We start from the raw sequence: 20572 nt of genomic DNA, 5'->3' as shown, positions 1-20572 counted from the left end.
TGCAATGAGCACCTCGACCAAGGACAAGCAGACCGCACTGGCCCGGCGACACCACCGGGTTAGGAAGAAGGTCAGCGGCACCGCCGAGCGCCCCCGCCTGGCGGTGTTCCGCTCCAACAAGCACATCATCGCCCAGGTCATCGACGACCGCACCGGGCGGACCCTCGCCGCGGCGGCCTCCACGGAGAAGGACCTCCGGGGCGGCGCGACGGGCAACAAGACGACCGCCACCACCGTCGGCCGGCTGGTCGCCGAGCGGGCCAAGGCCGCCGGCGTCACCCGGGTCGTGTTCGACCGGGGTGGTTTCCTCTACCACGGACGGGTGGCTGCGGTCGCCGACGCGGCGCGCGACGCCGGACTGGAGTTCTGAAGGCTATGGCAGACCAGCAGTACGAAGACCGCACGATCAAGGTCAACCGGGTCGCCAAGGTGGTCAAGGGCGGCCGACGGTTCTCCTTCGCCGCCTTGATGGTCATCGGCGACGGGCAGGGCAACGTCGGCCTCGGCTACGGCAAGGCCAAAGAAGCCGGCCTGGCGGTGCAAAAAGGCATCGAGGAAGCCAAGAAGAACATGTTCCGGGTGCCGCTCGCCGGGGGCACGATCGTGCACCCGATCATCGGCGAGGCCGGAGCCGGGCGGGTCATGCTCAAGCCGGCCGCCCCCGGTACCGGCGTGATCGCCGGCGGCGCGGCCCGGGCCATCCTCGAGATGGCCGGCATCCACGACATCCTGGCCAAGTCGCTCGGGTCGTCCAACAGCATCAACGTCGCCCAGGCGACCATCGCCGGGCTCCGGGCGCTCAAGCGGCCCGACGACATCGCCCGCCTGCGCGGCCTGTCGGCCGAGGAGATCATCCCCAAGGGCCTGTGGGCCTCCTACCAGGAGTCCCAGCGCGGGCCTCACGTCCCCGACGAGGTGGCCTGATGACGATCTCCATCAACCGTAGAGACGTAACCCCCGCCACCATGCCGCCCAAGGTGGACGGCGGCCGCCTGGTCGTCACCCAGGTCAAGTCGGCGATCGGCAACAAGCCCAAGCACCGGGGCACGCTGCGGGCCCTCGGCCTGCACGGCATCGGCAGCTCCAACAGCCTGCCTGACCGTCCGGAGATCCGGGGCATGATCGCCCGGGTCCCGCACCTAGTCACCGTCGCCGCCGGAGCGCAGACCCAAACAAGCAGCGGAGAGTCCCGATGAAGGTTCACGATCTCAAGCCGGCTCCCGGCTCGACGAAGGCCCGCCGCCGGGTCGGGCGCGGCGTCGCCGGCAAGGGCGGCAAGACCGCCGGGCGCGGCACCAAGGGCCAAGGCGCCCGCGGGCAGATCAAGCCCGGGTTCGAAGGCGGCCAGCTGCCCCTCAAGCAGCGGATCCCGAAGCTGAAGGGCTTCAAGAACCCCTTCCGCGTCGAGTACGTCATCGTCAACCTCGACACCCTCGAGGAGTTCGCCGGTGACGCCGTCACCCCCGACACCCTCCGCCAGGCCGGCCTGGTCCACAAGCACGGGCTGGTCAAGGTCCTCGGCCGAGGCGAGCTGTCCCGGGCGCTGACGGTGTCGGTCCACGCCTTCTCCGCCAGCGCGGTGTCGGCCATCGAGGCCGCCGGGGGCACCACCACGGTCCTGCCCCCGCCGTTCGGCCGGGGCCGCCCGCCCGCGAAGGGCAACGCGCTCACCAACCGTTAACAACAGCCGGTGCGGCTGGCCCGTTCCGGGCTGGCCCGCTAGGTTCACGCCAGTGAGTCCTGGCAGGAGTTTCTGATGCGCGGCACGCTGAGCAACCTGGGCAACATGTTCCGGGTACCGGACCTGCGCAACAAGGTCCTGTTCACGTTGGGGATCATCATCGTGTACCGGTTCGGGGCCAACATCCCCTGCCCGGGCATCGACTTCAACGCCGTCCACTCGCTGACCTCCGCGGCCGGCAAGGGCGGGGTGATCAGCTTCCTCAACCTCTTCAGCGGGGGGGCGCTCACCAAGTTCGCGGTGTTCGGGCTGGGGATCATGCCCTACATCACCAGCTCGATCATCATCCAGCTGCTGATGGTCGTGATCCCCAAGTTCGAGCAGTGGCGGGAGGAGGGAGCGACCGGCCAGAAGAAGCTGACCCAGACCACCCGCTACCTGACCATCGCCTTGGCGGTCATGCAGTCGACCGGGCTGGCGTACGTGTTCCACAACGGCGGCGGCGGCCTGCTCGGCAACGGCAGCAGCCTCAACATCGACCTGATCCCCAAGTTCACCGCCCCCCGGGTGCTGCTCATCGTGCTCACGATGACCGCCGGGACCGTGGTGGTGATGTGGCTCGGCGAGCTGATCACCCAGCGCGGCATCGGGCAGGGCATGTCGATCCTGATCTTCACCAACGTGGTCGCCACCCTCCCCGCCGGCGGCGCCAGCGTCAAGGCCGAGGCCGGCATCCCCAAGTTCGTGACCATCCTGGTCATCTCCGTGGCGCTGCTCGTGGCCATCGTGTTCATCGAGCAGGGGCAGCGGCGGATCCCGGTGACCTTCGCCAAGCGGGTCGTCGGCCGGCGGATGTACGGCGGGCAGAGCACCTACATCCCGATGAAGGTCAACACCGGCGGCGTCGTCCCGATCATCTTCGCCAGCTCGGTGCTGTACTTCCCGCTGCTCATCTCCAACGTCTTGCCGAGCCACGGGTGGGGCAAGACGGTCCAGACCTGGATCTCCGCCCACCTGGCCCAACCCAACGACTGGGTGTACATCGTCGCCTACGGCGTGCTGATCCTGGCGTTCGCGTACTTCTACGCGGCGATCACCTTCGACCCCCACCAGCAGGCCGACGTGATCCGCAAGCAGGGCGGCTACATCCCCGGGATCCGCCCCGGCGCCCCGACCGAACGCCACCTGCAGACCATCCTCAACCGGATCACCCTGCCCGGCGCGATCTGGCTGGCCGCGATCGCCCTCCTGCCGTCGGTGATGCTGGCGCTCTGGCACATCAACAACTACCCCTTCGCCGGGACCACCCTCCTCATCGCGGTCGGCGTCGCCCTGGAGACGATGAAGCAGGTCGACAGCCAGCTGATGCTGCGCAACTACGAGGGCTTCCTCAAGTAAGTGAACCCGGGAGCGAGGCTCATCGTCCTCGGGAAGCAGGGGGCGGGCAAAGGCACCCAGGCCATCCGGCTGTCGCGTCACTACGTCGTGCCGCACATCTCGACGGGTGACACGTTCCGGGCCGCGGTGCGCTCCGGGTCGGAGTTCGGTCAGAAGGCCAAGGTGTACCTCGACGCCGGCGACTTGGTCCCCGACGAGATCGTCGTCGGGGTGGTCAGCGAACGCCTGACCCACAGCGACACCATGCACCGCGGGTTCATCCTCGACGGGTTCCCCCGCACCGTGCACCAAGCCGAGTCCCTGGAGAAGATCCTCGAGCCCCGGCCGCTGGACCTGGTCCTCAACTTGGAGATCGACACCGAGCACGTCCTGTCCCGCCTGGCCAGCCGGCGGGTGTGCTCCGACTGCGGCGCCAACTACAGCGTCACCGACAACCCGCCCCGGGTGAAGGGGATCTGCGACGTGTGCGGCGGCGAGGTGGTGCAGCGCGACGACGACACCGAGTCGGCGATCCGCCGCCGCCTGGAGCTCTACGAGCAGGAGACCGCCCCGCTCATCGCGTGGTACAGCGACCGGGGGCTGCTGGTCACCATGGACGCGCTGGGCACCCCCGACGAGGTCACCGAACGCCTGGTCAGCGAGGTCGACCGCCGCAAGGCGTCAGCCGCCGGCTGACCCGACCCCGACCGGTCCCGCGGCCCGGCCCTTGTGGTTATTGTCGCCGGCGGCCGGGGAGCGGCGCTGTAACCTCGCCGGCGTGCTGGTCAGCCTGGGCGCGTTCACCGTCGCCGCCGTCCTCATCGTGTTGCTGCCCGGCCCCGACACGTTGGTCGTGGTCCGCAACTTGATCCGCGGCGGTCGGCGGACCGGGGCGCTCACCGCGGCCGGGGTCCTGACCGGCCTGGCGGTGTGGGTGCTCGCCGCGGCGCTCGGCCTGTCCGCGTTGCTGCGGGCCAGCCACGACGGGTACCTGGCGCTGCGGGTGGCGGGCGGCTGCTACCTGGTGTGGCTCGGGGTCCAGTCGTGGCGGTCCCGGGGCGCCCCGGCGTCGCTCGACGACACCCCCAAACGCCCGCCGCGCTGGCGGACCGGGTACGCCGCGGGGGTCACCACCGACCTGCTCAACCCGAAAGTCGGCGTGTTCTTCGTGACGTTCCTGCCCGGCTTCATCCCCGCCCACCGGCCGGTCGCGGCCACGTCGCTGCTGCTCGGCGCCATCTTCGTGGTCCTCACCGCCGCCTACTTCTTGCTGCTCCTGGCCGCCGCCGGCCGGGTCGAGCGCTGGATGGCCGACCGGGCGGTCCGCCGCCGGGTCGACCGGGCCACCGGCACCGTGCTCCTGGCGTTCGGGGTCCGCCTCATCGTCGAGGGCTGAGCCCGCCGTTGCCGGCCCCGGTGGGCCACACTGGGAGCATGCGCCGCGACAAAGACGAGATCGACAAGATGCGGCGGGCAGGCCGAGTGGTCGCCGAGATGCACCACGCCACGCGCGCCGCGGCCAAGCCCGGGGTGACCACCGCCGAACTCGACCGGGTCGCCCGCGACGTCCTCGAGCGGCGCCACGCCCGATCCAACTTCCTCAACTACCACGGGTTCCCGGCGGTCATCTGCGCGTCGCCCAACGACATGATCGTGCACGGCATCCCCGGCGACTACCGGCTGGAGGAAGGCGACATCATCTCCATCGACTGCGGGGCGATCGTCGAGGGCTACCACGGCGACGCCGCGTTCACGATGGGTGTCGGCCAGATCAGCCCCGACGCCGAGAAGCTGCTGCGGGTCACCGAGGACAGCCTGTGGGCCGGCATCGAGCAGATGGTCGCCGGCCACCGCCTCCACGACATCGGCCTGGCCGTGCAGACCGTCGCCGAAGGCGCCGGCTACTCGGTGGTGCGCGAGTACGTGGGCCACGCCATCGGCACCCGCATGCACGAGGACCCGCAGGTCCCCAACTACTGGCCGGGCACCCCCGGCCCCAAGCTGAAAGAGGGGATGGTGTTCGCGGTCGAGCCGATGGTCAACGTCGGCGGCCCCGAGACCCGCACCCTCCCCGACGGGTGGGGAGTGGTCACCGCGGACGGCAGCCTCTCCGCCCACTTTGAGCACACCATCGTCGTCACCGACGACGGCCCCGAGGTCCTCACTGTCGCCAACTGAGCCCCGTCCGGTGTGGGACCCGGAGGCGTCCACCTGTGCCGGTCGTGCCAGCTCTCGCAGCGGTGCCGGCTCGGGAACGGCGCAAATGGCACATCTCCGCGGAGATCCTGCTGCGGTCCTCGGGTGCGATCCTGGCCGCCGGCACCGGGGTCTGGATCAGCCGAAGCGCCGACCACTACGAGCGCTTCGGGACCTGGCTGTCCCAACAGGGGGGATCGCCGCCGACCGCCTGAGAACCTTCCCGCGGGGTTGACGGTCCCGTCAACTAGAGTGCTGTCGACGGACCAGCCAAGGGGGATTGGTGTCCCGCATCCAGCCAGCATTCCACAACGCGCTCCAACGGCTCGGGGGTCTTAGCCGCCGGAACCGAGGGTTTTCCTTTGGCCGGTGACGCCTCGAGCGTCGTGGGTTACGACGTCGCCGCGAGCGTGGCCACGATCACCCTCGACCACCAGGAGCGGCGCAACGCCTGGAGCCCCGACATGGAGCGCCAGTACTTCGCGGCGCTGGACCGGGCGTCGGCGGACCGGGATGTCCGGGCGGTCGTCGTGACCGGGGCGGGGCGCTGGTTTTGTCCTGGCTTGGACTCCGAGCGGCTCGTGGACGCCGCCGGGGACACCGGCCTGCGTCTGGAAGGGCGCCGGTCCCAGCACTACGCATGGACGGTGCCCAAGCCGATGATCGCCGCGATAAACGGTGCCTGCGCCGGGATCGGCCTGGTGCAGGCTTTGGTCTGCGACGTCCGCTTTATGGCGCGCGGCGCTCGGCTTTCCACGGCGTACGCCAAGCTCGGCGTCCCCGCCGAGCACGGGCTGTCGTGGATAATGCCGCGCCTGGTCGGAGTGGAGATGGCCCTGGACCTGCTGTTGTCGGCGCGCCCCGTCGAGGCCGAAGAGGCAAAGGCGATCGGCCTGGTGAGCCGGGTCTGCGACGCCGACTCGGTCCTCGGGGAGGCCACCGCCTACGCCGAGACGCTCGCCGCCACCTGCTCGCCTCGATCGATGGCGGCCATCCGCCGGCAGGTTTGGGGCGATCTGAGCCGCGGCTACACCGAGGCCAACGAAGGGTGGTTCGCTGCCATGCGCGACCTCAACCGCCCGACCAACCCGGACTTCGCCGAAGGCGTCGCGGCGTTCGTGGCCAAGCGGCCGCCGGAGTTCTCGCCGCTGGCGGCCGACGCCTGGCTGCCTCCACTGCCGCCGTTCGCCGCGCAATGAGGACCGGTCGATCACGATGAACCCCCGCTACAGCGCACAGGCCGAGGCGTTTCGCGCCGAGGTGCGGTCCTTCCTCGACGAGCACCTGCCCGAGAACTGGACCGGGATAGGCGCCCTGACCCACGACGAGGCCATGGCGTTCACCGACCGCTGGCGCGCCACGCTCCACCAGCACGGCTTCTTGGGGCTGTCGTGGCCGAAGGAGTACGGCGGCGCGGGGCTGTCCAAAGTGGAGCAGGTCGTCCTCGTCGAGGAGATGGCCAGAGCCGGGGTGCCGGCCATGGGCCCCAACGACACCTTCAGCGTCAAGATGGTGGGCAACACCCTGCTGCGGTGGGGGACCGAGGCGCAAAAGCAGCGGTTCTTGCCGCGCATCCTCTCTGGCGAGGACCGCTGGTGCCAGGGGTACTCCGAGCCCGACGCCGGCTCCGACCTGGCCGGGCTGCGCACCCGGGCCGTGCTCGACGGCGACTCCTGGCGCATCGACGGGCAGAAGATCTGGCAGACCAGGGCTCGGGAGGCCAACTGGATCTTCCTGCTGGTGCGCACCGATCCCGACGCCCCCAAGCACAAAGGCCTGACCCTTTTGCTGGTCCCCTTGGACCAGCCCGGCGTGGAGGTCAGGCCCCTCCGCATGATGGGAGGCCGGGCTGACTTCAACGCCGTTTTCTTCAACGCGGCGTGCACCGACGCCGACAATGTGGTGGGGGCGGTAAACGACGGGTGGGCCGTAGCCCAGAGCCTCCTAGGGTTGGAGCGAGGCGACGAGGCGGCCACCAACCCCGTGCAGTTCAGGGCCGAGTGGGACCGGCTGGTGGCGATGGCGAGGGAATCGGGGGTCATCGGCGACCCGGTGCTGCGTGACCGCCTGATCGACGCCTACGTGCGGGTCGAGACCATGCGCTTCCTCGGTTACCGGATCCTGACCGGCGTCCTCTCGACTGGCGTCATCGGTCCCGAGGCGTCCATCTCCAAGCTGTACTGGTCCGAGTACCACCGTGACGTGACCAGGCTGGCCGTCGACGTGCTCGGCGCCCGAGCCATGGTCGTGGAGGGCCGAGCCCCTCTTCGCGGCTACCGCGCCGACGACCCCGGCGCCCCCAACTCGACGGCCTCGTGGGTCGGCGCCCTCTACAACGGCGTGGCCGACACGATCTACGCCGGGACGTCGGAGGTGCAGCGGGGGATCCTCGCCGAGAAGGTGCTCGGCTTGCCGCGCGAGCCGCCGGCACCAGGAAGCAGCCGATGAGGTTCGGTGTGCAGCACTCGATCGGTGACCCGGCCTGGGTCCCGGAGGTCCTCGACCCCGCTGCCATGGCCGACTTCGCCCGGCGAGCCGAGGACCAGGGCTTCGACCTGCTGGCCTTCACCGACCACCCGGCGCCGTCGGCCCGATGGGTTGACAGCGGCGGCGAGGGCGTCGCCGATCCGTTCTCGTCGCTCGGCTTCTGCGCGGCGGTGACCAGCCGGGTCCGGCTGCTGACTTTCGTGCTCGTGGCCGGGTACCGCAACCCTCTGCTCGCCGCCCACCAGCTCGCCACCCTCGACGCCTTGAGCGCCGGGCGGGTCACCGTCGGCCTCGGGACCGGCTACCTCTTCTCGGAGTTCCGGGCGCTCGGCGTCGACCCAGCGACGCGCCGGGTCCGCTTCGACGAGGACCTCGACGTCATGCGACGGGCGTGGACGGGGGAAGACGTCACCGCGGAGACCGACACTTTCTCGGCGAGGGGAGTACGGGTGCTGCCCGCGGTGCTGCAGCGTCCGCACCCGCCGCTTTGGATCCACGGCAACAGCCCGTTCGGGTTGCGCCGCGCCGCCCGTCACGGCGCCGGTTGGATCGGGATGATGACGACGGGCGAGACGATGGTGGGCACGACCCGCACGACCGCGCTGCCCGACACCGCGGTCCTCGCCCGCCGGATCGCCGAGCTGCGAGGCGAGACCGAGAAGGCCGGTCGCGACCCTGCGGACGTGCAGGTCGTCGTCGCCGGCGCCCTCCCCATGCTCGACGTGCGCCGCGCGTGGCCCGCCGACCGGTATCTGTCCGCGGTGAACCGCTACGAGCAGCTGGGCGTGGACTGGATCCTCAGCACCATCTGCGGCGACGACCCCGGCGCCGCACGCGACACCCTCGACAGCTTCGGGGCTGCCGTTGTGAAGGCCGGCCGGTGAGGGAGCGCTACGTGGAGGTGGCCGAAGCGACGACGATGTGGGGCCTACTAGAGCGGCGCAGCGACCTGACTCCAGACGCGCCGATGCTCGTCGATGAGCACGACCGCTCGGTCAGCTTCGCAGCGGCGAAGGCGTGGGCGCAGCGGGTGGCCGCAGGACTGCACGAAGCCGGGGTCGGCCCAGGGACGGCGTTCACCTGGCAGCTGCCGACCCGCATCGAGACGGTGATCCTCTCGATGGCGCTGGCTCGGCTCGGGGCGGTGCAGAACCCGGTGATCAGCTTGTACCGCCAGCGAGAAGTGGCGTCCCTGCTGCACGCCACCCGGGCCGAGTGGTACGCGGTGCTCAGCCAGTGGCGGGGGTTCGACTACCTGGCGATGGCGGAGGCCATGCAGGCCGAAAGCCCGACGCCGTTCCAGGTGCTCCTGATCGACGACGGCCTCCCCGAAGGCGACCCGGCCCGGCTGCCGCCGGCGCCCACCGACGGCGACGCGGTGCGCTGGTTGTACTCGACGTCGGGCACTACCTCCGAGCCAAAGGCGGTCCGTCACACCGACGCCACGCTGATGGCCGGAGGGACCGGCATCAGCATCGCCTTGCAGCCGCGGCCCGACGAGATGGCGGCCCTGCCGTTCCCCTTCGCCCACATCGGTGGTCCCGACCAGATGTGCATGACCTTGCGGACCGGCATCCCGTCTCTTCTCATGGAGTCGTTCGTTCCGAGCGAGGCGGTGAAGGTGCTGGACCGCGCCGGGGCGACGACCCTCGGCGGCAGCACCGCCCACTACCTGGGGCTGCTCCAGGAGCGGCGGCGCGACCCCGACATGGTGGTCCCGAGGAAGATGCGGACCCTAACCGGCGGAGGCGCCCCCAAACCGCCCGAGGTGTACTGGCAGGTGAAGGCCGAGCTCGGCCTCGAGATCCACCACGGATACGGCATGACCGAGTGCCCGATGATCGCCATGGGCGCCATCGGCGACACCGACGAGCAACTGGCCCACACCGAAGGCCGGCCGGTTCACGGTTGCGAGATCCGGGTCCTCGACGACACAGGCAACCCGGCCCCCGCCGGCGTGGACGGCGACCTCGAAGTACGAGGCCCGATGCTGGCCAAGGGCTACACCGACCCGGCGCTGACCGCAGAGTCATTCCGGCCCGACGGCTGGTTCCGCACCGGGGACCGAGGCCACCTCCGCGCCGACGGCCACGTGGTCGTCACCGGGCGGACCAAGGAGTTGATCATCCGGAAGGGCGAGAACATCAGCCCCAGGGAGATCGAGGACCTCCTCATGACGCTGCCTCAGGTCGCCGCGGCGGCCGTCATCGGCCTCCCCGACCCCGAGCGCGGCGAGCTGGTCTGCGCGGTGGTGGAAGCCCCCCCGTCGCTCCCGGCGCTGACCTTCGCGGAGATGCGGGCCGCCTGCCTGGCGGCCGGGCTCATGCCCCAGAAGGTCCCCGAGCGCCTCGAGGTCGTGACCGAGCTGCCCCGCAACCCCACGATGAAGGTGCTCAAGTCCGTGCTGGTCGAGCGCTACAGCCCGACGCCGGTGACCGGCTCCCAGCCTCAGGCCGGCTCCACCTCGTAGAACTGCCGGGCCCACTTGCGCAGCGCGCCGTACGGGCGGGCGTCCTGCTGGGCCAGCGCAGGGTTCTCCACGTAGACCTGGTAGCGCCAGATCTCGAGGTCGTCGCGCAGTGTCTGGAGGAACTCCTTCTCGGCCCGCTCCCGGTAGTGGGCAGGCACCGCCGGCGCGTCGTCGCCCTCGTCGCGGGGCCACCAGATCGAATAGAACATGTCGGAACGCTCGTCGTCGACCGGCGTGGTGAAAAACACCAGGCGGTAGTGCCAGCTTCCTTCGAACACCGCGTAGGAACCGCCTACCCCGCAGGACACACCGTGGATCTTGAGGGCCATGGCGTCTGGGTCCTGCTCGGTCGGCCTCGGCCAGCCGCTGATGGTCTTGTAGAAGGTCCCGTCGACCTTCCAGTCGAGGAGGCGGGGGTCGACCGACGCCCGGTGCACGTACTTGAAATGCACGCTGTCGGGGGCGTTTTCGAGGGTGACCTGGGGATGCACCGGCTCACCGGGATATTTCACCGACAGCTCCGGATACGCCCGGTAGTACTGCTCGGCGCCGCCCGGGAGGTGGGCCGGGAAGTTCCAGATGTCGGGCAGCTCCCAGCGAGGCGCCCCGCCCGCAGGGTCGTGCCAAACGAACACACACTCGTGGCGCTCGTCGACCGGCCACGCCCGCAGCCGTTTGGACGGGTTGGGGCGGTCCTCGTAGGGGATGTACCGGTTGACGCCGTCAGGCCCGTAGCCCCACCCGTGGTAAGGGCACTCGATGCATTCGCCGTTGACCCGGCCGCCGTGGCCGAGGTGGGCGCCCAAGTGGGGACAGTGGGCATCGAGGACGTGGAGCGCTCCGTCGTCGGAGCGGTAGGCGACCAGCTCCTGGCCGAAGTAGCGAAGAGGTTTGGCGGTCCCCGCCGGGAACTCCGCGCTCCATCCGACCATGAACCAGCCGGTCGGCCGCCAGGTGAACGGGACTCTCATCGTCGACCCCCTAGGTGGTGGACCCGCGGCGCTCCAGCGCCGGAGCCAATCCAACCAGTGTAGGTGACGCGACCGTCAAGTAAATGGGGGCCGTCGGCTCTGCGGGTCAGCCTTCCAGGATGTCCCGGGCCTCCTCCAGATGAACCGCCACGCTCCGGCCGAGCTGCGCAGTGTCGCTGTCGGTCTCGGCCCCTGCGCCGGCCACCTCGAGGCTCCTCGTGTAGATACCTTCTTTGATGATGGCGGCCCGCCAGTGCTCGAACGCCAGGTAGAAGTCGAGGCCGGAGATGTCGCGGCCGCTGCTGGCAGCGTAAGCCTCGGCCAGGGTCGTCGAGGGGAGGAACCCGGGATGCTCGGCGATGGTCTGCGACTCGTGGGTGAGGCGCCCCCGGGTGCGGTCCCAATACACCATCAGGTGGGCCAGGTCGGTTAGCGGGTCCCCGAGCGTCGACATCTCCCAGTCGAGGATGGCGGCGACCGCCGGGACGCCGCCGCTGCCGGGGTCGGCGTCAACGAGCAGGTTGCCGAGCCGGTAGTCGCCGTGGACGAGGGTCGCGTCGGTTGACTCGGGGACGGCCACCGCCAGCCGGGCGCCGAGCGACTCCACCAGCGGGTGGTCTCGGTGCGCACTGTGCCGCCACTGGTCGAGCCAGCGCCCGATACGGCGGGCGACGAACCCTTCCGGCCGGCCAAGGCCGGCCAGTCCGGCGGCTTCAACGTCGATGCGATGCAGGCGGTCGAGGACCTCGACAGTCGACCGGGACAGCGCCGCGGCCGACGCCGGCGCCAAATCCTCGGCGTCGCTGCGTCGGTGCAGCACCCGGCCCCGGACGCGGTCCATCACGTAGAACGGGGCGCCGACGAGCCCCTCGTCTTGGCAGTACCCGTGGACCTTAGGGATTGGCAGGCCGCGACCTTGGAGCGCCGCCAGCACCCGGTGCTCGCGGGCCATGTCGTGGGCCCCGGCTGCGACGGTGCCGAGCGGCCGGCGGCGCACCACGTACTCGTGCGCGCCGCTGCGGACCAGATAAGTGATGTTGGACCGGCCGCCGCTCAGGACCTCGACCACGGGCGGGCCGTCGAGCACCACGACGTCGGACAGGTACGCGCCAAGCCGCTCCTGGTCGACGAGAGCCAAGGCGTGGGCGTCGCTGCCGCTGGAGGTCACTTCACCGGTCCCGGGTGGGACGGCTGGGACGAGCGGGCCAGCATCTCCTGGCTGATCGTGGCGCACCGTCGCCCCCGGCCGTCGTACACCACGCCCTGGTACAGGCCTCGTCCGCCGGTCACGATCACGGGGGCGAGGTCCAGTAGGAACCAAGAGCCGGTGTCGATGGGGCGGTGGATCCACACGGTGTGATCGAGGCTGGGGCCCCCCGACGGCGGCACGATCGGGAGGCCCAGCTCCCCGAACCCGCTGCTCAGGTCCGTGACGTAGGTGAGCAGGCATGCGCTCAGGATGGGGTCATCGCCGGGGCTGGCCTTCGCCCGGCACCAGATGCTCGTCGGCATCGGGACCGGGGTCGTCCAGTAGTCGACCGGCATGTCGGAGTCGGGGGCCGCCAAGCGGAAGTCGAACACGCCAGCCCACTCGCCGAAGACGCCCTGCGGGTTGGCCGGGTAGAGCCGCTCGGGGTCGCTCATGGCGTGGGCCGGGTCTGCCTCCCACTCCAGACCGTCGCTCGGGCGATGGAACGACACGGTCAGGCTGAGGATGACCTCGCCGTCTTGGAGGGCGACGACGTGACGCGACGAGAACGAGCCGCCGTCGCGGTCCCGCTCGACGCGCAGGATCGTCGGCTTGTCGATCTGGCCGGGTCGGAGAAAGTAGCCGTGGAGAGAGTGGGGGAGGCGGCCGGGCTCCACCGTGCGCGAGGCGGCCTGCACCGCTTGGGCTGCGACGTGCCCGCCATAGAGGAAACGGCGGGCCGTCGGCCAGGGGTTCTGGCCGCGGTAGAGGTCGCGGTCGATCTCCTCGATGTCGAGCAGCCGGTACAGCTCTTCGCACGCCAGCGGCGTCTGGGACGCGGTTTCGCTCAACGCTCGAAGCCCCCGTCGTCGCTGCCAAGGAACGCTATGACCGTCATGACCGCGGATGCTAGGGCCGCTCGGGGCTCCGGCGGCCGGGTTAGCGTCGCGCCCATGATCCAAGCCGGTGACGGGACAGAGGATTTGGGGCTTTCCGCGCTCGACGTGTTGACCACCACCAGAGCGGTGCGGCGACGCCTGGATCTCGAGCGGCCCGTGTCACGAGACCTCGTCCTGCACGGCATCGAGGTGGCCCTGCAGGCGCCGAACGCCTCCAACCGCCAGCAGCTCGGATGGGTCGTGGTCGACGACCCGGCGGTCCGGGCGGGCATGGCGGACATCTACCGCTGCGGCATGGCCATCAGGTCCGCGCAGATCGCGGCCGAGGGCCACGGGCGGACCCCGGCGGGCCCGTCGGGCGCAGCCAGCAGGATGGCCGACTCCGCCGACCACCTGGCCCGCCACCTGCACGAGGTGCCGGTGCTCGTCGTCGCAACCATCGCCGGGCGCCTCGAAGGTGCCGACGTCGCGACCCAGGCCGCTCGCTGGGGATCGGTCCTGCCCGCAGTGTGGAACTTCATGCTGGCGATGCGTCGTGTGGGCGTCGGGAGCGCCTGGACGACCGTGCACCTCTTCGAAGAACGGCGGATGGCCGACCTGCTCGGCATCCCTTACGACGAGGTGACCCAGGCCGGGCTGTTCCCGGTCGCCCATACCGTTGGAACGGCGTTCAGACCCGGAGCCAGAGCCGATACGGAGAGCACCGTGCACTGGAACCAGTGGTGAGGCCGCCATGAGCCGGTTGGCGGTCACAGCCGGTAGTGGCTCGGCTCGACGCAGGCGAAGACCGCTTCCGCCTCGCAGAGCAACACGTCGCCGTCCCACAGCCGGCCGGTGACAGGTACGTCTCTGCCGCTGCGCTCGCCGGCGACGGCTTCGACACGCATCGGCGTCCGCAAGGGGGTGGGCCGACGGAAGCGGACGGCGAGGGACCGGGTCACCGCCAGATGCCCGGCGCTCAACACCGTACGGCCGAGCAGACCGTCGAAGGCGGCAGCCACGAAACCTCCGTAGGCCAAGCCGGGGGCTCCCTCCCACGCCCCCTCGAAGCTGACGGTCCCGGTGAGCCGCCCCGGTGATTCTTCCACCACGACCGGCGGTGCCATGGGGTTGGACCGGCCGAAGGCGGCATGGGTTTCCCACACGATCTGGTTGCTGGGGGCGCCGGGAGCCAGCCCGGCGATGCCTTCGTAACGGCTGGTGCGCAGCGCCGGACCCAAAGCGGCCTGCGCCTGCGCCACCAGCTCGGCGGCGCGCGCCACGTCCTGCCGCCCGGCCGTGGTCAGCAGCATCGCGGACGTCAGAGCCCTGATCGCCGCTGCCAGGGCGCGTCGGGCCTCGGTGGCCTCCTCGCCGTAGTCGCGGCCGTCGCCGGTTGCGTTCATCGTCGCGTCTCGCTTCGTCGGATGCCGGTACCGAATGACGCCCCGGCTCAGGGATTGCCGGCGACATGACGGGCCGACCACGGCGCTGCCCCAGGATCCTTGGCCAAGATGCGCGCCACCCGGTCACGGTGGACCTCGTCGGGGCCGTCGTAGATCCGGGCGTAGCGGGCGTCCCGGTACATCCACTCGAGCGGGGTGTCGGCTGTGACGCCCAGGGCGCCGTGGACCTGGATCGCCCGGTCGATGACGTTGTGCAGCAGCTGGGCACCCCGAAACTTGATGAGCGAGATCTCCACCCGAGCCTCCGAGCCGGTGTCGACCGCCTCGGCGGCCGCCAGCGTCGCCGCCCGGTGGGCGAAGATGTCCGCTGCCGACTCGGCGATGAGGAGCCGGATCTGGCCGTTGCGGGACAGAGGCGAGCCTTGCACCATCCGCTCGTTGGCCCGCTCGCACATCAGGTCGAAGGCGCGCTGCATCTGGCCCAGCCAGCGCATGCAGTGGAAGATGCGTCCGGGACCGAGACGATCCTGGGCCATCACGAAGCCCTCGCCTCGCTGGCCGAGCAGGTTCTCCTTGGGCACTCGCACGTTGGTCAGGCGGATCTCGCAGTGGGCGCCGAGTATCCCGCCCATCGTGGGGACGGTGCGGACCACCTCGTAGCCGGGAGCGTCGGTCGGCACGAGGATCGCCGAGAACCGGCGGTACCGGCCCGCTTCCTCGTCCTCGGTGCGAGCGAAGACCGTGGTGAACGCCGCGATGCTGGCGCCGGTCGTGAACCACTTGTGAGCGTTGACCACCCACTCGTCGCCGTCGAGCACAGCGGTGGCTTGGATGTGGGTCGGATCGGAGCCGGCCACCTCCGGCTCGGTCATGCCGATCGACGAGCGGATCTCACCGGCGACCAGCGGCACCAGCCACCGCCGCTTCTGCTCCTCGGTCGCGTACTTGCGGAGCATGATCGAGTCCTGCATGGACCAGGTGCCCACCGCGCTCTGGCCGAAGTACGAGCGGCCGATGATCTCGTTTAGATGGGTGACGTCCATGAAGCTCAACCCTCCACCGCCGATGTCGGTCGGGTGCCCGAGGGCCCAGAGGCTGCGCCGCTTGGCTTCCGCCTTGAGCCGCTCCATCTCCGCGAGCGACTCGACGGTCATCTCCTGCAGCAACGGCTCGGCCGGGATGACCTCCTCGTCGATGAACTGGCGCATCTCCCCGAGAAGGCGGGGGAGATCAGCATTGAGGGCAGCGGGCATTGGCTTCTCCGGTGGCGAGGTGAGGCAGGAGGCAGGACGGTCCGTCACCCGGCGGTGAGCAGCATGGCCCCGCTGAACGGGCCGACGGCATTGGCCCACACCGCGACCTCGGCGCCGTCGACCTGACGCACGCCGCAGGTGCCGCGCAGCTGCCGGGTGGCTTCGATGCAGAAGTTGGCTCCGTGGCGGCGTCCGACGTTGCACGCCCCCCCGTCGGTGTTGACCGGCAGGCTGCCTCCGAGGCGGGTGTTCCCCTCCGCGATAAACGGGCCGGCGGCGCCCGGGTCGCACAGGCCGAGGGCCTCGAGCCACTGGAAGGTGATGACGCTGAAGCCGTCGTAGAGCTGGGCGCAGTCCACGTCCCCGGGCTTCAGCGAGGTCCGTGACCACAGCACTTGGGCGCAGTGGGCCGGCGAGGTGTGGGTCATGTCGTCGAGCAGCTCGAAGTTCATGTCGCGAATCGACGACAGGGCTGACGCCTCGACCAGCACCGGCTTTTGGCGCAGGTCCCTGGCCCGCTCCTCCGTGGTGAAGATGACCGCGGAGCCCGAGTCGCAGGGCAGGTCGCAGTCGAGGAGCCGGACCGGCTTGCTGATGTAGGGCGCCGCCAGGTAGTCCTCGACGGTCAGCGGCGTCCGCTGCAGGGCCTCCTCGTTGCGCACGGCGTGCTCGCGCTGCACCACCGCGAACCGGGCGAAGTGTTCCTCGGTGGCGTCGGAGTCGTGAAGGTACCGGTTGGTCAGCAGCCCGGCCCACTGGGTCGGGCTGAAGTCCCCGAAGGGGTACATCATCCCGGCGTCCTCCATGCTCGGCGATGCCAGGGTCGCCGCGCCGGACGCGATCTGCGCCGCGCTCGGCTGCTGCATCATGATCCGAAACGCGATGCACACATCACACTGGCCGGTGGCGACCGCCATGGCCGCATGGATGGCGGGGGTGATGAACGCCGGCGAGACACCGACGTTCAGATGCCAGCGCAGGGGGCCCATGCCGAGCATCCACGCGAAGTCGGTGGCGTCCCCGCCCCAGGTAGTGGCGCCGTCGATGTCGGCCGCGTCGAGCCCGGCGTCGCCGAGGGCCGCGACCGCGGCCTGGGCGGCGTGGTGGCGTTCGGAGAGCCCGGTGTGGCGCCCGACCTGCGAGTAGCCGACCCCGGCGATGGCGACCTTCCGCAGCGACGTCATGCCGCTACCGCCGGGGCGAAGACCGGGATGGTCAGGTCATCGCTCAGACGTTCGAACTCCACCTGGACCGCCATCCCGATCCGGACGTCGGCCTCGGCGACGCGGACCAGGTTGGTGAGCACCCGGAGCCCCGCTTGCTCCTCCAGCTCGACGACCGCCACGAGGTAGGGCACCCGGTCCACGAAGAACGGATGGAATGGCCGGTGGGTCTCGGTGAAGCTGTAGAGGGACCCCCGGCCGCTCACCGGCTCCCCGAGGAGGTCGAACGAGTGGCACGCGCGGCACACCGGTCGCGGGAGGTGGATGTAGGTGCCGCACGCCTGGCAGCGCTGGATCATCAGCTGGCCGCGCCGCGCCCCGCTCCAGAAGAACTCCGAGATGGCGCCGGGAGCGGGGGTCGGGGGAGCGGGCGCGCTCATCGACGGTCCTTCGGCAGTGGATGCCCCTTGGTCACTTCGGTCCTCCCTGTGATGGCCACGCTGCATGATGACGCCGCTGTCAGACTGGCCGCGGCAAGAAGCGGCGATGCGTCGTTGGGGCGCTGGCTACCGGCTCCGAGCACTGGTCCCTCCCTTTGGCGCCACCCGAAGGCGGCGCGTCCTCACGTTAGACGGTGACCGGCGACCTTCCTAGGTGTGATCCGTCACCGCCGGCTTGGCATAGGCTGTACGTGACACTACTGTCAACTCAGGAGCCTACCGGGGGAGTGCCTGCCATGAACGTCGAAGATCTGATCCTCATCAGCGTGGATGACCACGTGATCGAGCCGCCGAACATGTTCGACGCGCACATTCCGGAGAAGTACCGCGATCGTGCGCCTCGCATCGAGAAGCAGCCCGACGGGGGGGACCTTTGGAAGTACGAGGACGGGTACGCCCCGAACGTGGGGCTCAACGCGGTCGCGGGGTGCCCGCCCGACGAGTACGGGCTCGACCCGACCGAGTACGCCCAGATGCGGCCGGGCTGCTTCGACGTGCACCAGCGGGTCCGAGACATGAGCGCCGGAGGGGTGCTGGCGGGGATCAACTTCCCGACCTTCCCGCACTTTTGCGGCCAGCTGTTCCTGCGGGCCAAGGACAAGGACCTGGCGTTGGCCTGCGTTCGGGCTTACAACGACTGGCACATCCTCGAGTGGGCCGGCGCCTACCCCGATCGGCTGATCCCCATCTCGTTGCCGGTGCTGTGGGATGTCGATCTGGCAGCCGCCGAGGTCCGCCGGGTCGCCGCCATGGGCTGTCGGGCCGTCACGTTCTCGGAGAACCCGCTCAAGCTGGGTCTGCCCGATTACCACTCGGAATACTGGGATCCGTTCTTCAAGGCCTGCTCCGAGACGGGGGTGGTTGTCTGCTTGCACATCGGGTCGTCGTCGTCGATGCAGATCACATCGCCGAGCGCACCGCCCGAGGTGATGATCGCGCTGACCCCGGTCAACAGCATGCTGGCGGTCACCGACCTCGTGTACTCCCAAGCCCTGACCCGGTTCCCCGATCTGCAGATCGCCATCTCCGAGGGCGGCAACGGCTGGGTGCCCTACGTCATCGAGCGGGCCGACTACGTCTACGACCATCACCACGCCTGGACTCACACTGACCTGGGCGGCCGCCGGCCGAGCCAGATCTACCGGGAGCAGATGTGGACCTGCTTCATCGACGACCCGGTGGGTGTCCGCCTCCGTGACCTTGTCGGCGTCGACAAGATGATGTGGGAACTCGACTACCCCCACTCCGATTCGACCTGGCCGCACGGCCCGGAGATGCTCTGGAAGAGCCTGGCGGGGGTCTCCGACGAGGACATCGACAAGATCAGCCATCTCAACGCCATGCGGTGCTACGGGTTCGATCCCTTCTCGGTGCGCCCCCGCGAGCGCTGCACCGTGGGTGCGCTGCGCGCCGAGGCCGCCGACGTGGACATCGAGGTCAAGAGCATGGGCCGGCGCAAGGCCGAGGGCGGCGGCGCCGCGCGTCTGGCCGCAGTGGCCTCGTCCACCGCGCCGAAGTGACCTTCCGCTCGCTGTAGCCACGGCGCTCATCTGACGGATGTGTCAGAAACTTCCATCAACTCGACGCAAGTGTCAGATGCGGGTGCTACCGTTCTGGCAGAGGCCTGTTCCAAGGGGGGACCAAGGCCGCTATACCGGGGAGGCAGCACCAATGGTCAACGTCCACCAAGGGCATCCGACAAGGGGTATGAGCGGACGGAAGGTGGTCGTTGGAGCAGCCGCCAGCATGGCCCTTTTGGTCAGTGCCTGCGGCAGTAGCAGCAGCTCCACCCCAGGCTCCAGCGGGACCACCGCCACGACCGCGTCGGGAGCGTCCGCTGCGAGTGCGCTCGGCACGCCCGACGCGGCCACCGGCCCGACCCTGACAGTCGGCTACATCACCGACGGCCAGAACGGCAGTATCAACAACCTGTCGGAGATCCCAGCCGCTCAGGCTGCGGTGAGCTACATCAACGGGTACCTGGGCGGCGTCGGCGCCGGGCACGACGTCTTGAAGCTCGACGTGTGCAACGACCAGGACACCCCGTCGGGCGCCACCAACTGCGCCAACCAGATGATCACCGCCAAGGTCCCGATCGTCCTCAACAACACGAGCGGCCAGGACGGCGGCATTTACTCGGCGCTCGTCGCCGGCAACGTCCCGATGATGACCTACCAGACGGCGGTGGCCGCGCAGCTGACCGGCAAGCTGTCGTATGTCCTGAGCAACGGGGTGGCGTCGAGCTTCGCCGCGCCGGCCGCGTTGGCCAAGCAGCTGGGGGCCAAGCAGGCTGCCATCTTCGGTATCGACGTGCCGGCCGTGACCGGTCCGGCCAAGCAGCTCGACCCGCTCTTCTTCAAGAACGCGGGCCTGCCGATCGACGTGGTGCCCATCGCTCCCGGCACGGCGGACATGACCCCGCAGGTGCAGGCCGAGATAAGCAAGGGCACCAACTTCATCGAGGTGCTGGGCGACGTCAGCTTCTGCACCAGCGCCCTCAAGGCGATGAAGACGCTCAACTACTCGGGGACGATCTCGATCATCGCCCAGTGCCAGGACGCCGGCTCCTACAAGGGGATCCCGGGTGGCTACGCCGGCGTGTACGAGACGACCGTCGCCAGCACCTTGCCGTCGGACCCCGACGTGAAGATCTACGAGGCGGCCATGTCCAAGTACGCCAACGGCACCCCGCCCTTCGCCAACGGCGTGACCCAGGGCGGCTTCGCGGTGGTGCTCGGCTTCGCCCGGGCCACCAAATCCCTGAGCGGGACACCGACCCCGGCGAGCATCGAGGCCGCCATCACCGGCATGGCCCCCGCGACGATGCCCTTCGGGGCGGGCGGCACGTTCCAGTGCAACGGCAAGCAGCTGGCCATCGCTCCAGACGTCTGTTCGTCCGGCGCTCTCTCGGCGAAGCTCGACACCCAAGGCAACCCGGTGGGGAGCTTCACCAACCTCGACACCTCGGCCATCACCAAGCTGTAGCCCCAACCGCGCTTCA

At 69.8% G+C, this 20572-nt stretch carries 23 protein-coding genes; 16 read left to right on the top strand and 7 right to left on the bottom strand.

From position 1 onward, the window contains the following. The first annotated feature begins 4 nt into the window (after positions 1–4). From rplR to K6U06_RS18475, 13 genes are all read left to right on the top strand, one after another. Entirely contained in the window at positions 5–370 is a 366-nt protein-coding gene (gene rplR, locus K6U06_RS18535) for a 50S ribosomal protein L18 (protein ID WP_262323453.1), read from the top strand. A gap of 5 nt (positions 371–375) precedes the next feature. Further along, positions 376–924 carry a 30S ribosomal protein S5 gene (rpsE, locus tag K6U06_RS18530; RefSeq protein WP_262323452.1) on the top strand — a complete coding sequence of 183 codons (549 nt, stop codon included), beginning with the start codon at positions 376–378 and terminating at the stop codon, positions 922–924. A gap of 41 nt (positions 925–965) precedes the next feature. Beyond that, entirely contained in the window at positions 966–1196 is a 231-nt protein-coding gene (gene rpmD / locus K6U06_RS18525) for a 50S ribosomal protein L30 (RefSeq protein ID WP_262323507.1), read from the top strand. Beyond that, on the top strand, positions 1193–1681 hold the full coding sequence (gene rplO / locus K6U06_RS18520; RefSeq protein ID WP_262323451.1) for a 50S ribosomal protein L15: 489 nt from the start codon (positions 1193–1195) through the stop codon (positions 1679–1681). Before rpmD ends, rplO begins: the two co-directional genes overlap by 4 nt. A gap of 75 nt (positions 1682–1756) precedes the next feature. Continuing rightward, positions 1757–3079 (top strand): preprotein translocase subunit SecY, encoded by a 1323-nt coding sequence (gene secY / locus K6U06_RS18515; protein ID WP_262323450.1) that lies wholly within the window; start codon positions 1757–1759, stop codon positions 3077–3079. After that, a complete protein-coding gene (locus K6U06_RS18510; RefSeq protein ID WP_262323449.1) occupies positions 3080–3754 on the top strand; it encodes an adenylate kinase in 675 nt (224 codons plus the stop codon). An 82-nt stretch (positions 3755–3836) separates the two neighbouring features. After that, positions 3837–4454 carry a LysE family translocator gene (locus tag K6U06_RS18505; protein ID WP_262323448.1) on the top strand — a complete coding sequence of 206 codons (618 nt, stop codon included), beginning with the start codon at positions 3837–3839 and terminating at the stop codon, positions 4452–4454. Between the two features lie 38 nt (positions 4455–4492). Further along, complete coding sequence (map, locus tag K6U06_RS18500) at positions 4493–5236, top strand: type I methionyl aminopeptidase (RefSeq protein WP_262323447.1); 744 nt, start codon at positions 4493–4495, stop codon at positions 5234–5236. A gap of 35 nt (positions 5237–5271) precedes the next feature. Next, entirely contained in the window at positions 5272–5469 is a 198-nt protein-coding gene (locus tag K6U06_RS18495) for a hypothetical protein (protein ID WP_262323446.1), read from the top strand. 147 nt (positions 5470–5616) lie between these two features. After that, positions 5617–6453, top strand: a complete 837-nt coding sequence (locus K6U06_RS18490) for an enoyl-CoA hydratase-related protein (RefSeq protein ID WP_262323445.1) — start codon at positions 5617–5619, stop codon at positions 6451–6453. A gap of 16 nt (positions 6454–6469) precedes the next feature. Further along, positions 6470–7702, top strand: a complete 1233-nt coding sequence (locus K6U06_RS18485) for an acyl-CoA dehydrogenase family protein (RefSeq protein WP_262323444.1) — start codon at positions 6470–6472, stop codon at positions 7700–7702. After that, complete coding sequence (locus K6U06_RS18480) at positions 7699–8625, top strand: LLM class F420-dependent oxidoreductase (RefSeq protein ID WP_262323443.1); 927 nt, start codon at positions 7699–7701, stop codon at positions 8623–8625. The genes K6U06_RS18485 and K6U06_RS18480 overlap by 4 nt, the downstream gene beginning before the upstream one ends. Continuing rightward, positions 8622–10211 carry a class I adenylate-forming enzyme family protein gene (locus tag K6U06_RS18475; RefSeq protein ID WP_262323442.1) on the top strand — a complete coding sequence of 530 codons (1590 nt, stop codon included), beginning with the start codon at positions 8622–8624 and terminating at the stop codon, positions 10209–10211. The genes K6U06_RS18480 and K6U06_RS18475 overlap by 4 nt, the downstream gene beginning before the upstream one ends. Here the strand turns inward: K6U06_RS18475 and K6U06_RS18470 are convergent. From K6U06_RS18470 to K6U06_RS18460, 3 genes are all read right to left on the bottom strand, one after another. Beyond that, positions 10190–11182 carry an aromatic ring-hydroxylating oxygenase subunit alpha gene (locus K6U06_RS18470; RefSeq protein ID WP_262323441.1) on the bottom strand — a complete coding sequence of 331 codons (993 nt, stop codon included), beginning with the start codon at positions 11180–11182 and terminating at the stop codon, positions 10190–10192. The genes K6U06_RS18475 and K6U06_RS18470 overlap by 22 nt on opposite strands. Positions 11183–11288: 106 nt before the next feature. Beyond that, positions 11289–12350: a phosphotransferase family protein gene (locus K6U06_RS18465; protein ID WP_262323440.1), complete on the bottom strand. Its 1062-nt coding sequence runs from the start codon at positions 12348–12350 to the stop codon at positions 11289–11291. Next, entirely contained in the window at positions 12347–13222 is an 876-nt protein-coding gene (locus tag K6U06_RS18460; RefSeq protein ID WP_262323439.1) for an acyl-CoA thioesterase, read from the bottom strand. Before K6U06_RS18460 ends, K6U06_RS18465 begins: the two co-directional genes overlap by 4 nt. A 102-nt stretch (positions 13223–13324) precedes the next feature. Here K6U06_RS18460 and K6U06_RS18455 point away from each other — a divergent pair, with 102 nt between their 5' ends. Further along, positions 13325–13996, top strand: a complete 672-nt coding sequence (locus K6U06_RS18455) for a nitroreductase family protein (protein WP_262323438.1) — start codon at positions 13325–13327, stop codon at positions 13994–13996. A 23-nt stretch (positions 13997–14019) separates the two neighbouring features. Here the strand turns inward: K6U06_RS18455 and K6U06_RS18450 are convergent, their stop codons facing one another. From K6U06_RS18450 to K6U06_RS18435, 4 genes are read right to left on the bottom strand one after another with little or no spacing between them, the layout of a single operon-like run. Further along, positions 14020–14655 carry a PaaI family thioesterase gene (locus K6U06_RS18450; protein ID WP_262323437.1) on the bottom strand — a complete coding sequence of 212 codons (636 nt, stop codon included), beginning with the start codon at positions 14653–14655 and terminating at the stop codon, positions 14020–14022. Between the two features lie 47 nt (positions 14656–14702). Continuing rightward, the gene (locus tag K6U06_RS18445; RefSeq protein WP_262323436.1) at positions 14703–15908 is read right to left on the bottom strand and encodes an acyl-CoA dehydrogenase family protein; all 1206 of its coding nucleotides are present in this window, start codon (positions 15906–15908) and stop codon (positions 14703–14705) included. Positions 15909–15952: 44 nt separating this feature from the next. After that, entirely contained in the window at positions 15953–17092 is a 1140-nt protein-coding gene (locus tag K6U06_RS18440) for a thiolase C-terminal domain-containing protein (protein WP_262323435.1), read from the bottom strand. Then, complete coding sequence (locus K6U06_RS18435; RefSeq protein ID WP_262323434.1) at positions 17089–17511, bottom strand: Zn-ribbon domain-containing OB-fold protein; 423 nt, start codon at positions 17509–17511, stop codon at positions 17089–17091. The genes K6U06_RS18440 and K6U06_RS18435 overlap by 4 nt, the downstream gene beginning before the upstream one ends. A gap of 296 nt (positions 17512–17807) precedes the next feature. Between K6U06_RS18435 and K6U06_RS18430 the strand changes: the two genes are divergently transcribed. Together K6U06_RS18430 and K6U06_RS18425 are read left to right on the top strand one after the other, a co-directional pair. Further along, complete coding sequence (locus K6U06_RS18430; protein ID WP_262323433.1) at positions 17808–19091, top strand: amidohydrolase family protein; 1284 nt, start codon at positions 17808–17810, stop codon at positions 19089–19091. Positions 19092–19278: 187 nt separating this feature from the next. Next, entirely contained in the window at positions 19279–20556 is a 1278-nt protein-coding gene (locus K6U06_RS18425) for an ABC transporter substrate-binding protein (protein WP_262323432.1), read from the top strand. The last annotated feature ends 16 nt before the right edge of the window (positions 20557–20572 follow it).

This window comes from Acidiferrimicrobium sp. IK (assembly GCF_025499425.1).
In the GTDB taxonomy this organism is placed as follows: Bacteria; Actinomycetota; Acidimicrobiia; order Acidimicrobiales; family Palsa-688; genus Acidiferrimicrobium.
This window is presented reverse-complemented; position numbering and strand designations above follow the sequence as displayed.

Coding starts and splice junctions, on each gene's coding strand:
- rplR (WP_262323453.1), top strand. CDS start 5: ATGAGCACCTCGACCAAGGACAAGCAGACCGCACTGGCCCGGCGACAC.
- K6U06_RS18435 (WP_262323434.1), bottom strand. CDS start 17,511: ATGAGCGCGCCCGCTCCCCCGACCCCCGCTCCCGGCGCCATCTCGGAG.
- K6U06_RS18445 (WP_262323436.1), bottom strand. CDS start 15,908: ATGCCCGCTGCCCTCAATGCTGATCTCCCCCGCCTTCTCGGGGAGATG.
- rplO (WP_262323451.1), top strand. CDS start 1,193: ATGAAGGTTCACGATCTCAAGCCGGCTCCCGGCTCGACGAAGGCCCGC.
- rpmD (WP_262323507.1), top strand. CDS start 966: ATGCCGCCCAAGGTGGACGGCGGCCGCCTGGTCGTCACCCAGGTCAAG.
- K6U06_RS18455 (WP_262323438.1), top strand. CDS start 13,325: ATGATCCAAGCCGGTGACGGGACAGAGGATTTGGGGCTTTCCGCGCTC.
- rpsE (WP_262323452.1), top strand. CDS start 376: ATGGCAGACCAGCAGTACGAAGACCGCACGATCAAGGTCAACCGGGTC.
- K6U06_RS18430 (WP_262323433.1), top strand. CDS start 17,808: ATGAACGTCGAAGATCTGATCCTCATCAGCGTGGATGACCACGTGATC.
- K6U06_RS18480 (WP_262323443.1), top strand. CDS start 7,699: ATGAGGTTCGGTGTGCAGCACTCGATCGGTGACCCGGCCTGGGTCCCG.
- map (WP_262323447.1), top strand. CDS start 4,493: ATGCGCCGCGACAAAGACGAGATCGACAAGATGCGGCGGGCAGGCCGA.
- K6U06_RS18425 (WP_262323432.1), top strand. CDS start 19,279: ATGAGCGGACGGAAGGTGGTCGTTGGAGCAGCCGCCAGCATGGCCCTT.
- K6U06_RS18450 (WP_262323437.1), bottom strand. CDS start 14,655: ATGAACGCAACCGGCGACGGCCGCGACTACGGCGAGGAGGCCACCGAG.
- K6U06_RS18485 (WP_262323444.1), top strand. CDS start 6,470: ATGAACCCCCGCTACAGCGCACAGGCCGAGGCGTTTCGCGCCGAGGTG.
- K6U06_RS18440 (WP_262323435.1), bottom strand. CDS start 17,092: ATGACGTCGCTGCGGAAGGTCGCCATCGCCGGGGTCGGCTACTCGCAG.
- secY (WP_262323450.1), top strand. CDS start 1,757: ATGCGCGGCACGCTGAGCAACCTGGGCAACATGTTCCGGGTACCGGAC.
- K6U06_RS18470 (WP_262323441.1), bottom strand. CDS start 11,182: ATGAGAGTCCCGTTCACCTGGCGGCCGACCGGCTGGTTCATGGTCGGA.